This is a genomic window from Kitasatospora putterlickiae, assembly GCF_039527695.1.
In the GTDB taxonomy this organism is placed as follows: domain Bacteria; phylum Actinomycetota; class Actinomycetes; order Streptomycetales; family Streptomycetaceae; genus Kitasatospora; species Kitasatospora putterlickiae.
This window is the reverse complement of the sequence record NZ_BAAAKJ010000203.1, coordinates 1-11,016: the sequence shown is the minus strand read 5'-3', so window position 1 is coordinate 11,016 and position 11,016 is coordinate 1. Positions and strand designations below refer to the sequence as shown.

Below are 11,016 nucleotides of genomic sequence, written 5' to 3'. Positions count from 1 at the left end.
GTCGGCCACCACCACGCCGTTGCGCTCCACCCGGACCACGTGTCCGGGCGCCGTGCGGTCGGAGCCCGTCGGCGGCAGCAGGTGGCCGCCCGGGTTGCGGGTGTCGCCGAAGGTGGAGGTCTGCAGGGCGTCGCGGCCGAAGGAGGCCCGGCTCGGGAGGTCGTACACGACCGGCGCCGTCGGCGCGGGGCCGAAGGCGTCCTCGACCGCGCGGCCCAGCTCCCGCAGGTGCCGCGGCGCGAGCGCGAACCGGATGTCGGTGTCGTCCGGGACGATCCCGGCGTCCTGGTCGAAGCGGACGCGCCCGTTGCCGGCGTGGGTGCCGCCCATCAGGGTGCCGTCGAGGTGCGAGGCGCGGGGGCGGATCTCCCCCACCACGTCCGGGTCGCCGTCCTCGTCGGTCGTCTCCAGCCGGACGCGCCGCTCCCGGTACTCGTCGGGCAGGCCGAGCAGGTGGCCGAGCTCGTGGGCCAGCACGGTCCGGTCGGTGTCCAGGCCCCAGAGGCCGGAGTGCTCGCGGATCCGCTCCCCCGGGGCGGGGGTCCGGACCTCGACCTCGTGGTGCGCCCGGTCGGGGTCGTCGACGAACTCGACCCGCACCACCAGGGCGTCGCCGTCGGGAAGGCGGTGACCGGTGTTGTAGTACTCGTCCACGCCCCGCCGGGCCCGCCGGCGCAGGCGCCGCAGGGCCGTGGTGTGGTCCTCGCCGGCCGGCAGGCCGGAGGTGTCCAGGTGGACCCGGACCACGAGCTCGACCGCCGGCCGGCCGTCCAGCAGGACGACGCGGTTGGCCTCGAAGGCGCGGTGGCGGGTGGCGGAGCTGGTGTGCAGGGACCGGTCGGCGGGCGCCTCGACCTCGACCGTCCGGAGGACCCGGGCGATCGCCAGGTCCGGCGCCGGCGCCTCGTGGGCCGGCCGCACCTGGCGGGGCGCGGCGTCCGGGTCGGGGTCCACGTCCATGGAGCGGGTGTCCGCGCCGGCGTCGGACCGGGTGTCGGAGGCGTCGTGCACCGACTCCATCTCGACGTCGTCGGCGTCCCGGTCGTACGCCATCTCCTCGTCCTCGGACCGCCGGTGCAGGTCCATGGCCTCGTCGTAGCCCGGCGTACGCGGCAGCGAGCCGCCGTCATAACCCGGCGTGCGCGGCAGCGAACCGCCGTCACCACCCGGCGTCGTCGGCCAGACGCCCTCGTCGTAGCCCGGCGTACGCGGCAGCGACCCGCCGTCATAACCCGGCGTACGCGGCAGCGAACCGCCGTCACCACCCGGCGTCGTCGGCCAGACGCCCTCGTCATAACCGGGCGTACGCGGCAGCGACCCGCCGTCATAACCCGGCGTACGCGGCAGCGAACCACCGTCACCACCCGGCGTCGTCGGCCAGACGCCCTCGTCGTAGCCCGGCGTACGCGGCAGCGAGCCGTCCTCCGACCGCGGGGCCTGCGGCGAGAACAGCCGCTCGGTCGGGGTCGGGACGACCGGCCGGCCGGTGCCGCGCTCGGGCGGGAGGAAGGTCAGCTGCGGCGGCGGGGTGTGCCCGTCGGCGAGGGAGAAGTCGACGATCCGGTTCCGGTCGTCGCGCAGCACCGTGATCTCGACCTCGGCGAACCGCACCCGGACCCGGAAGTCGTCCCCGACCCGCTCCCGGTCCCCGATCTGCCGGCCGTTGGCGGCCGCGAAGAGCCGCTCCTCGGCCGTCCACTCCCGGGGCAGGCCGCGGCCGGCGTCGGCGCGCAGGTCCGGGCTGACGTGGGTGGCCGGGACCGGGTTGAGGGACATCGCGGAGATGGTGGCGGGGCGCCGGCCGGCGCCGGGGCCCGTCGGCTCGGTGAGCGGGGCGGAGCGCGGCGCGTCCGGCGGCAGGACGGTGCCGGGCTGCTCGTCCGCCGGGCGGTGGATCAGGTGCCGGCCGTCGCGGGTGATGCCCTCGATCCGGATGCCGTCGTTGGTGACGCCGGTCCAGTGGACGGCGCCGTTCACCCGGCGGTCCTCGGCCCGGTCGCGGTTGTGGTGGGCCTCCTCGACGGCCTCCAGGACGTGGTCGGCCTGCCAGTCCCGCGGGTAGAACACGTGGGACTGGTCGTCGGCGCGCACGTGCCAGCGGGACGGGAAGGCCTCCATCGGGGCCCGCGGGGAGACCACCGGGTCGAGGTACCAGACCTGGGCGCGGTAGGTCCCGTTGGGGTGGGCGGCGAAGGGCGTGCCGATCCGGATGCCCTGACGCTGGCCGGCCTGGTCGACCCGGGAGACGTCGCCGTCGCCCGCCCAGGACCGCTCCGGCGGCTGGTGGTGGACGCCGGTGAGGGTCTGCCGGTTGCCGTAGCGCACCAGGTCCCCGACCCGCTGGCCGAAGCCGCTGGGGAACGGGTGCCACGGCAGGTGCGAGGCCACGCCCAGCCCGCTCTGGTCGTCGGCGGGGCGGAAGGAGACGATCTCCGGGGAATCGACCAGCCGCCCGCCGGGCCGGCGCCGGGCCAGGACGTCGACCTGGCCCTCGATCCGCACCCCGCCGTACTCGCCGGTCCAGCTCCAGGAGTTCCGGCCGAGCGGGGTGAAGGCCCCGGGGCCCCGGCGCAGCGCGTGCTGGTACGCCTGCTCCGCCGCGTAGACCGCGTCGTCGGCGGACCAGTGCTCGGGGAACATGGTGCGCCCGCGGGCCCGGACGGCCGCCGACGTGTCGAGGTCGCCCGCCCCGGAGCGGTGGCCGGCGTCCACGCCGTCGGCGGGGCCTCCGAAGACCCGGAAGGTGCCGTTGCGGTTCTCCGATCCCGGGATCCGGGCCGGCTGCGGCCGGTCGGAGCCGGGCGGCGGGAACAGGTGGCCGCCGCCGTCGCGGGCGCCGCTGGACAGCTGCCGGCCGGTGCCGTTGAGGTCGCCGTAGAGGGCGAGGCGCCTGGCGTCCCCGTTCACCCGGGGGCGCGGCGGGTGGACGCCGTCGCCGGCGGGGCCGCGGTCGGCGCCGAAGGCGCGGTCGATGACGGAGCCCAGCTGCCACAGGTTGCGCGCGCGCAGCACGGGCCGGGCGTCGACGACGCCCGGGACGGAGGCCCGGTAGTTGGTGTCGACCTCGGTGCGGCCGTAGCGGTCGCGGATGTGGGAGGACATCAGCCCGCCGTCGAGGTGGACCTGGCGGCGGCGGTCGAGGCGGGACCTGCTCTCGCGGTACTCGTCCGGGAGCCCGAGGTGGTGGCCCATCTCGTGGACGAGGACGACGGTCTCGGTGCGCAGGTCCCAGTGCTCGTGGCTCACCCGGATCGGGCCCGGGTGGACGGTCACGGTGCGGTGCGCGCCGGCGGGGTCGTGCACGAACTCCGCCCGTACCCGCAGCCGGTCGCCGCTGGGCAGCCGCTGGTCGCCGTTGTAGGTCTCCGCCAGGCCGGCGCGGGCCCGGTTGACCAGGTCGTTGAGCCGGCGCACGGCGTGCGGGTCGGACAGGTTCAGCCGGCTGGTGTCCAGGTGCAGCCGGAGGGTCACCACGGCCTCGGTGTCCCCGTCGGCGTGCCGGATCCGGGTGACCGAGAACCGCTGGAACTCCCGGGACTCCAGGGCGTGGTCGAAGGCGTCGGTCGGCGGGCGGACCTCGTGGGTGCCGAGCACCTCGTGCGGCTCGGGGCCGCGCCGGGTCAGCTGCTGCGGCGTGCGCTGGTCGGGCTGGCCCCAGAAGTCGGTGATGCGGCCGTTCTCCGTCCGCACCGCCATCCGGACCCCGCCGAAGGAGCCGTGGACCAGTTCGGGCGCGTGGGTGCCGCCGGGCGGCACCGGTCCGGCCAGGACGCGGTGCGGGGAGCCCGCGACCACGCTGGCGGCGTAGCGGGCCTCGTCGGCGGTCCACTCGCGGGGCAGGTTGCGGCCCTCGGTCGGGTGGTTCCAGGCGGCGGCCGCGAAGAACCGCCGCCGGCCGTCGAGCATCGCCTCGCCGGCCACGGTGCGCGGCGCGGCCGGCGCCTGCGGCTGCTGCTCGGAGGTGAGCACCTCGGCCAGCCGGTCGGTGCCCGCGGCCTCGTGCAGCCGGGGCAGGGCCTGCTCGACGGTCGGGTCCTGCCCGGGGACGATCCGGACCTCGGCGGCGTCGGCGTCCCCGGTGAACTCCAGCCGGAGTTCCAGGCGGGTGGTGCTGCCGGCCTGGTGGCCTTCCAGGTACTCCTCTGCGGACGCCCGCAGCGCGGCCTCCGCCCGCCGCAGGTCGGCCCCGGTGGTGTCCTCGCCGCCCACCAGGCGGACCCGGGCGGTGATCCGCATGACCTCGGAGCCGTCGAACATGAGGTCGCGGCGGAGCCGCACCGGTCCGAGGCCGTTCGGTTCCACGTCCTCGCCGCGGCGGGCCGTCGTCGCGGCGGCGCCTCGGTAGTCCGGGTTGTCGTGGCCCTGGTACGGGGCCGGGCGGTGGTAGTAGAGGGTGCCGTCGGGCCCGAACCGGCCCTCGATCCAGACGCCCTCGGACTCGCCGAGCACCAGCCGGGAGCCGTCGTCCTCGTGCCGGGTGAGGACGGGGTGGTCGAGCGCGGCGGTGACGTGCGCGGCGAGCTCGGCCGCGCCCCAGTGCTCCGGGTAGTACACCGTGCCGGGGTCGAGCGCGGAGCGGTGCCAGCGGGTGGGGAACTGCGCGGCCGGGGCGCCCTGGCCGACCGCCGGGTCCAGGTGCACGGCCGCGATCCGGACCGCGCCGCCGGGCAGGGGGGTCCGCAGCTGGTCGCCCGCCGGGGCGGGCGGGCGGCGCGGGGCGCCCGTCACCGTCCCGTCGAGGTCGGCGGACTGCCAGGCGGAGGGGCCGGGGCGGGGGCCGGCCGGGGTGAGGGTGTGGCGGTGGACCGCGGAGTCGGGGACGAACGGCGGCACGTGCAGCTGCGGCAGCTCCCGCTGGTCGCCGACACCGGTGACCCGGACGATCTGGGCGTCCTCGACGCGGACCTCGACCGTGACGCCGCCGACGGTGCCGCGGACGATCTCGGAGACGGTCGCGCCGTGCCTGCTCTCGTGGTCCTCCAGGACCCGCAGCGCGGCCCAGCGGCTGTCGAGGGCGCTCCACTCGTGGGGCAGGCTGCGGTCCGCGGGCAGGGTGCGCGGGTCGGCGGCCGCGGCCTCCTCGCTGAACCGCACGTCCATGGCGGCCAGCCGCCGAACGGTCTGCTGGTCCCAGCCCGGGACCACGGCGGGTGTCTGCTCCCCCGGCCGCAGCGGGCCGGGCTCGCGCAGGTCGGTGGGGACGCGCGGCCCCCCGTGCACGGCGATCAGCTGCTCGACCGGGGTGGCCAGCGGGCTCAGCTGCTCGGCCCGCGCGGCGAACACGTGCTGCCGGTTCTCGACGACCAGCGGGCCGAGGAGGGACTCGACGTTCGACAGGTCGTCGGGGCGCAGGACCATCGAGGAGAAGACCTCGCCGTGCGGGGGGTCGAAGTCCAGCCGGACGGTGACCAGCCGCGGCGGCACCCCGTCGGGCCCGGCGGCCTCCCGCATCCGCTGCTGCACGAACTCGTCCACCCGGCGCTGCATCTCGGCCCGGGCGAGCCCGGGCAGGTGGGCCGGCACCTGGCCCTGGACGACCGTGCGCACCGGCACGGTGATCCGCAGGCCCTCCTGCCCGGAGTCGAACAGCACCCGGGCGACGGACAGCGGCTGGACGCCCAGCCAGAGCCGGGTGTCCGGGGAGGTGCCCACCACCCGCCTCGGCTGCCACTCGGCCATGGGCTGGACGTCGGAGGGGCGGTGGGCCAGGTGCAGGCCGTCGCGGGAGAGCCCTTCGACGCGGACGCCGAAGGCCTCGCCCGCCCAGTGGTACGTCCGGCCGTCCGCCCGGTACACCCGCCGCTCGGCCGGGACGCTGTCGTGCGCCCGGTCGACGGCGTCCACCACGTCCCGGGTCGTCCAGGCGTGCGGGTACATGGTGCGTCCCGTGCCGGTGGCGCGGAAGCGCCAGCGGGTCGGGAAGTCGGCGAGCGGGGAGGTCGGCGCGACGGTCGGGTCGAGGAAGGCGGCCCGGGCCCGGTAGGTGCCGTTGTGGATCGGCGCGCTGGTCTCGACGATCCTGGCGCCGTGGGCCCGCAGGGCGCTCGCCGCGCTGGCCTGGTCCAGGTCCAGTTCGTGGTGCAGGCCGGTGAGGTGCTGGCGGTCGCCGTAGCGGGCGATGTCCTCGGCGCGCTGGCCGAACGTCCCGAAGCCCCGCTCCGGGTCGTCGGGCGCGGGCCGGTGCGGAGCGTTCAGCGGCGGGTCGACGTCCGGCTGCCGGTCCGAGGGGCGGAACGACAGGAACTCCCCGGCACGGATCTCGCCCTCGATCCGGACGCCGGCGTACTCGCCGGTCCACCGGTACCGGCTGCCGCCGAGCGGCACCACGTTCCCGGTGCCGAGCGCGTGCAGGTAGGCCTGCTCGGCCGCGTACGCCGCGTCCTCGCTGGTCCAGTTGCGCGGGAACATCCGCCGCCGCCCGGTCCCGGCGACGATCAGGTCGTCGGCGGCCGCGGAGGCGCTGTCCAGCCGCCGGGGACGGGGCAGGGTGGCGGCGGTCTCCGCGGAGAAGTCGGCCACCACCACGCCGTTGCGCTCCACCCGGACCACGTGTCCCGGCGCCGTGCGGTCGGAGCCGCCCGGCGGCAGCAGGTGGCCGCCCGGGTTGCGGGTGTCGCCGAAGGTCGAGGTCCGCAGGGCGTCCTCACCGAACGCCGCCCGGCGCGGCAGGCCGTGCACCGGCGGCGCGGCGGGCACCGGGCCGAGCGCGTCCTCGACCGCTCGGCCCAGCTCCCGCAGGTTCCGCGACGCGAGCGTGACCGGGAGGTCGGGCTCGTCGGAGACGACGCCGGCGTCCTGATCGAGCCGGAGCCGCCCCCCGTGCGGCACGCTGCTGCCCATCAGGCTGCCGTCGGCGCTCACGAACCGGGGGTGAACCGCCTCCTCCACGACGACGGTGGCGCCGTTCGCGTCCGCCTCCGTCCGGCGGACGCGCCGCTCCCGGTACTCGTCGGGCAGGCCGAGCAGGTGGCCGAACTCGTGGGCCAGGACCCTCCGCTCGGTGTCCAGGGCCCACCTGGTGTGGACCTCGCGGATGGGCCCCTCGAACACCTCGACCCGGTGGTGTGCCCGGCCGGGGTCGTCGACGAACTCGACCCGCACCACCAGGACCTCGCCGTTCGGCAGCCGGTGCCCGGTGTTGAAGTACTCGTCGATGCCCTGCCGGGCCCGCTCCTGGAGGTTCTGGAGGGCCGGGTCCCGGCCCGGGGTGCCGGCCACCGGGGAGGTGTCGAGGTGGAGCCGGACCACGAGCTCGGCCGCAGGGCTGCCGTCCACCAGGACGCCGCGGGTGACCTGGAAGCGGCGCAGGAAGGTGGAGTCGCTGGTGTGGCGCGCCGGGTCCGCGGGGGCCCCGACCTCGACCGGGTCACGGAGCGCGGCGAAGCGCAGGTCCGGCGCGGGCGCCTGGTGGGCCGGGCGCGGCTCCCGCGGCAGCGGCTCGTCGACGTCCATGTGCCCGGTGGCCCGGTTCCCGTCGCCGAAGCCGCCGTCCCAGTCCATCGGCTCGTCTTCGAGGATGAGGTCCATCGTGTCCGCGCGGGACACCTCGGACATGTCGCCGTCGGACTCCCCGTCCTCGTACCCGTCCCCGTCCTGGTCCTCGTCCTCGCCGCGACGCGAGTCGGTGTCGGAGCCGTCCTCCTCGTCCGGGTGGAACGGCGCCCTCGGCGGCTGGTCCGCCCCCTCGGGGGCCTTCGGCTTCCGGCTGCCGCGCTCGGGCACCCGGACGTCGAGTTGCGGGGGCGGGGTGTGGCCGTCCGCGACCGAGTAGTCGGTGACCTTGCCGTCCGCGTCCCGCACCACCGTGATCTCGACGCCGGCGAAGACCACCTTGCCGCGGGTGCCGCCGCCGTCGAGCGGGGTGTCGTCGCCGGCCTTCCGCCCCTTGTGCACCGCGTGGCGCTGCTCCTGCGCCGTCCACTCCGCGGGCAGGCCGCGGCCGGCCGCGCTGCTCAGGTCCGGGCTGAAGACGTCGGCGGGCACCGTGCCGGGGGGCATGCCGGAGGTGACGGCCGGGCGCCGGCCGGTGCCGGGCGGGCCGGGCTCGGTGAGCGGCGGGGAGGTGGGGGCGCCGGCCCGGCGGGCGACTCCGGGCTGCTCGTCCGCGGGGCGGTGCGCCACGTGCCGGCCGTCGCGGGTGATGCCCTCGATCCGGACGCCGTCGCCGACGGCGCTCCAGTGGACGGCGCCGTTCACGACCCGGTCGGCGGACCTGTCCCGGCCCGCGTAGGCGGAGTCGACGGCGTCGAGGACCCGCACCGGCCGCCAGTGCGCCGGGTAGAAGGTGTTGACCGCGTGGTCGGTGCGCTTGAACCAGCGCGAGTCGAACCTCGCCATCGGGGCCGCCGGGTTGACGGCCGGGTCGAGGTACCAGACGGTGGCGCGGTAGGTGCCGTTGGGGTGGGGGGCGGAGGGCGGGCCGATCTTGATGCCCGACCGCTCGCCGGCCACCCTCGCCTCGCGGGCGACCGTGCCCGGTTCGCCGGCGAGGTTCGGCGGCTGGTGGTGGACGCCGCTGAGGGTGAGCCGGTCGCCGTAGCGCAGCACGTCCGCGGCCCGCTGGTCGAAGGCGTCCGGGAAGGGGTGCCACGGCAGGTGCGGGGCGGGACCGAGCCCGCCCTGGTCGTGGGACGGCCGGAAGGAGACGATCTCCGCCACCTGGACCGGGCCGCGGGGGCCCTGCTCGGTCCGGACCTGGATCCGGCCCTCGATCCGCACCCCGCCGTACTCGCCGGTCCAGCTCCAGGAGTCCGGGCCGGCCTCGGTGAACGCCCCGTCACCGCGGCGGCGGGCGTGCTGGTACGCCTGCTCGGCCGCGTAGGCCGCGTCGTCGGCGGACCAGTGCTCGGGGAACATGGTGCGCCCGCGGGCCCGGACGGCCGCCGACGTGTCGAGGTCGCCCGCCCCGGAGCGGTGGCCGGCGTCCACGCCGTCGGCCGGGCCGCCGAGGACCCGGAAGGTGCCGTTGCGGTTCTCCGACCCCGGGATCCGGGTCGGCCGCGGGTCGTCGGAGCCGGGCGGCGGGAACAGGTGGCCGCCGCCGTCGCGTCCGGCGCCCGGCTCCCGCAGGCTGGCGCGGGTCAGGTCGCCGTGGAGGGCCAGGCGCAGGGCGTCGGCGTTCAGCCGGGGCCGCGGCGGCAGGGTGCTCTCCGGGCCCGGGCCGCGGTCGGCGCCGAAGGCCTGGTCGATCACGTTGCCCAGCTGCCGCAGGTTGCGCGCGCGCAGCACCGGCCGCGGGTGGGCGTTGACCGGGCCCCCGGCGAGGTTGTCCATGTCGGCGACGGGCCGGTTGAACCGGTCGCGGATGTAGGGGCCCATCAGCCCGCCGTCGAGGTAGACCGGGCGCGGCGGGGTCCCGTCGGAGCGCTCGCGGTACTCGTCCGCCAGCCCCAGCAGGTGGCCGATCTCGTGGGCGGCGGTGACGGCCTTGGTGGCCAGCCCCCAGTTCGCGGAGTCCTCCCGGTCCTGCTTCGGGTGGACCGCCACGGTGTGGTGCGCCTTGCGCGGATCGTCCACGAACTCGACCCGCACCCGCAGCCGGTCGCCGCTGGGCAGCCGCTGGCCGATGTCGTAGGTCTCGGAGACCCCGGTCCGGACCCGTGCGGTCAGCTCCTTGAAGCTCTTCGCGGTCTGCTGGTCCGCGAGGTTCAGCCTGCCGGTGTCGAGGTGGATCCGGACGGTCACCAGCGACTCGGTGTCGCCGTCGGCGTGCCTGATCCGGCTCACCGTGAAGCGCTGCGCCGCCCGCAGTTCCATGGACCGCTCGAAGGCCTCCTTCGGCGGGCGGACCCGGTGGGTCCCCAGCACCTGGGGCCTCTCCGCCACCGGCTTGGCCAGCTGCTCCGGCATCCGCTGGTCGGGCCGGCTCCAGAAGTCGGTGATCAGCCCGTTCTCGACCCGCACCGTGAGCTTCACCCCGGCGAAGGAGCCGTGGCGCAGTTCGGGCGCGGTGGTGCCGCCCGGCGGGACCGGCCCCGCCGGGACGCGGTCGGCCGAGGCCGCGACGGTGCCGGCGGCGTAGCGGGCCTCGTTCGCGGACCACTCCTTCGGCAGGTGGCGGCCCAGGGTCGGGCCGTCCCACACGGCGGGGTCGAACAGCGCCTTGAGGCCGGCCAGCATCGGGGCATCGCCGGAGACGGTCTCCGGGGGCGCGGGCGCCTGCTCCTTGAGCGCGGCCAGGACCGCGGCGGGCCCCTCGGCGGCGACCCGCTCGTGCAGCCGCGGCAGCACCTGCTGGACGGTGAGGTCCTGGCCGGGGACGACGCGGACCTCGGCGGCGTCGGCGTCCTGGGTGAACTCCACCCGGACCCCGGTGGCGGGCCCGCCCTCGTGGGGGCCGGCCAGGAACTCCCTGACCGCCTGGTCCAGGTCCGCCCTGACGCGGAGCTTGTCCTGAATCGGCGCGTCCTCGTCGCCCACCGGCTTGACCCGAACGGTGATCTGGAGGGTCTCGGAGCCGTCGAACATGAGGTCGCGGCGGACCCGGACCGGGCCGAGGCCGGGCGGCCGCACCTCGGCGCCCCGGCCGGCCGTCAGGGTCGCGGGGTCGCTGTAGCGGGGGTGCTGGATCGACTGGTACGGGTCCGGACGGTGGCCCAGGAAGCCGCCGTCGGGCAGGTACATGCCCTCGATCCAGACGCCGCCGGAGCGGCCCAGCCGGTAGTGGACGCCGTTCGCCTCACGCCGGAGGACCGGGTCGGCGAGCGCGGTGGTGACGTGGTGCCGGAGCTGGGACGGGGTCCAGTTCCTGGGGTAGTAGACGGCTCCGGGGTCGAGCAGGGAACGGCTCCAGCGGGAGGGGAACGCCGCAGCCGGCGCGCCCGGCTGGACGTCCCCGTCCAGCGTCGCCCGGTGGACGCGGACGGTGCCGTTGGGCAGCACCTCCTGCCAGGTGCCGGGCACGGGGGCGGGCGGGCGGCGCGCCACGGGCCGGAACGTGCCGTCCGGCTCGGCCGGGTGCCAGGGGTTGTCCGGGAGCGGCCGCACCGGCGGCGCGGCGGCGGTGGCCGGGGCGAG

At 76.8% G+C, this 11,016-nt stretch carries 1 protein-coding gene; it reads right to left on the bottom strand.

Annotated elements, in window-relative coordinates; genetic code table 11:
* Positions 1-11,016, bottom strand: an 11,016-nt coding sequence (locus ABD308_RS20325; RefSeq protein ID WP_344337275.1) for an EndoU domain-containing protein, incomplete at both ends; no start/stop codon positions are given.